3 protein-coding genes are annotated in these 2053 nt (G+C 72.2%); all 3 read left to right on the top strand.

What is annotated here, in order from left to right:
• Positions 1–96, top strand: a 96-nt coding sequence (locus ACGFMM_RS27780; RefSeq protein WP_157849844.1) for an acyl-CoA dehydrogenase family protein, incomplete at its 5' end; no start/stop codon positions are given.
• Positions 97–124: 28 nt separating this feature from the next.
• Positions 125–910 carry an electron transfer flavoprotein subunit beta/FixA family protein gene (locus tag ACGFMM_RS27775; RefSeq protein ID WP_393649190.1) on the top strand — a complete coding sequence of 262 codons (786 nt, stop codon included), beginning with the start codon at positions 125–127 and terminating at the stop codon, positions 908–910.
• Between the two features lie 36 nt (positions 911–946).
• Entirely contained in the window at positions 947–1903 is a 957-nt protein-coding gene (locus ACGFMM_RS27770) for an electron transfer flavoprotein subunit alpha/FixB family protein (RefSeq protein ID WP_393649189.1), read from the top strand.
• Positions 1904–2053: the final 150 nt, after the last annotated feature.

The following is a 2053-nucleotide window of genomic DNA, read 5'->3' as shown; positions in this document are numbered from 1 at the left end:
CCCGTCGAGCGCATGATGCGCGACGCCAAGATCACCCAGATCTACGAGGGCACCAACCAGGTCCAGCGCATCGTCATGGCCCGCAACCTCCCGTAACCACCTGCCCGTTGAAAGGAGACAGGCCGTGACCCTGAAGATCGCTGTCTGTGTGAAGTACGTTCCCGACGCCACCGGCGACCGCGGTTTCGCCGACGACCTGACCGTCGACCGCGACGAGGTGGACGGGCTGCTCTCGGAGCTCGACGAGTACGCGGTCGAGCAGGCGCTGCGGATCTCCGAGGAGGCCGACGACGCCGAGGTCACCGTCATCACGGTGGGCCCGGACGACGCCAAGGACGCGCTGCGCAAGGCGCTGTCGATGGGCGCCGACAAGGGCGTCCACGTCAACGACGAGGACATCCACGGCTCGGACGTCTTCGGCACCTCCGCGATCGTCGCGAAGGCGCTGGAGAAGACCGGCTTCGACCTGGTCGTCTGCGGCATGGCGTCGACCGACGGCACCATGGGTGTGCTGCCGGCGCTGCTCGCCGAGCGGCTGAGCCTGCCTCAGGTCACCCTGCTGTCCGAGGTGTCGGTCGAGGACGGCGTGGTGAAGGGCCGTCGCGACGGCGACGCCGCCACCGAGCTGCTCGAGGCCCCGCTGCCGGCCGTCGTGTCGGTCACCGACCAGTCCGGCGAGGCCCGTTACCCCTCCTTCAAGGGGATCATGGCCGCCAAGAAGAAGCCGGTCGAGGAGCTCGACCTGGACGACCTGGAGATCGACGCCGACGAGGTCGGCCTCGCCGGGTCCTGGACCCTGGTCGACTCGGCGACGGCGCGCCCGGCGCGTACGCAGGGCACGATCGTCACGGACGAGGGCGACGGCGGCAAGCAGCTGGCCGCGTTCCTCGCCACCCAGAAGTTCATCTGACCGCACCGCTGTTCACCGTTTCAGGAGCAATGAATCATGGCTGAGATCCTGGTTCTCGTGGACCACGCCGATGGTGCGGTCCGCAAGCCGGCCCTCGAACTGCTGACCCTGGCCCGCCGCATCGGCGAGCCCAGCGCCGTCGTCCTGGGCGCGGGCGAGGCCGCCGCGTCGGTCGCCGCCACCGCCGCCGAGTACGGCGCCGCCACCGTGTACGTCGCGGACGGCCCGGAGTTCGCCGAGCAGCTCGTCGTGCCAAAGGTCGACGCGCTCGCCCAGATCGCGAAGGACAAGGGCGTCGCGGCCGTCCTGGTCACCTCGTCCGGCGAGGGCAAGGAGGTCGCCGCGCGCGTGGCGCTGCGCCTCGAGTCCGGTCTGATCACCGACGCCGTGGAGCTGGAGGCCGGCGAGAAGGGCCCGGTCGCCACGCAGTCCGTCTTCGCCGCCTCTTACCAGGTGAAGTCCACGGTCACGCACGGCGCGCCGGTCATCACCGTCAAGCCGAACTCCGCCGCGCCCGAGGCCGCCCCGGCCGCCGGCACGGTCGAGAACGTCACCGTCGCCTTCACCGGCAACGCCGCCAAGGTCGTCTCGCGCACCGCGCGGGTCTCCTCCGGCCGCCCGGAGCTGACCGAGTCCGCCATCGTGGTCTCCGGCGGCCGCGGCGTGGGCGCCGCCGAGGGCTTCGGGGTCGTCGAGAAGCTCGCCGACTCGCTCGGCGCGGCCGTCGGCGCCTCGCGCGCCGCGGTGGACGCGGGCTGGTACCCGCACTCCAACCAGGTCGGCCAGACCGGCAAGCAGGTCTCGCCGCAGCTGTACATCGCGGCGGGCATCTCCGGTGCGATCCAGCACCGCGCGGGCATGCAGACCTCGAAGACGATCGTCGCGGTCAACAAGGACCCGGAGGCCCCGATCTTCGACCTGGTCGACTACGGCGTGGTCGGCGACCTGTTCGCGGTGCTGCCGCAGCTGACGGACGAGATCGGCACGCGCTAGTCACCGACGGTCTCGCAGACAGACGAGAGAGCCGGGCGGGGGGGCGGGGGGCCGCCCCGGCCGGCGCCGGGGCGCGCGGGGGGGGCGCGCGCCGGCCCGGGGGGTAAAACCCCGAGGGCGGGCGGCAGAGAGCGCCCCGGCCCCCCCCCG

Source organism: Streptomyces sp. NPDC048604, from assembly GCF_043199435.1.
Taxonomy (GTDB): domain Bacteria; phylum Actinomycetota; class Actinomycetes; order Streptomycetales; family Streptomycetaceae; genus Streptomyces.
This window is presented reverse-complemented; position numbering and strand designations above follow the sequence as displayed.

Bases quoted from the DNA above. Each gene is read 5' to 3' on its own strand.
- ACGFMM_RS27770 (WP_393649189.1), top strand. From the start codon at position 947: ATGGCTGAGATCCTGGTTCTCGTGGACCACGCCGATGGTGCGGTCCGC.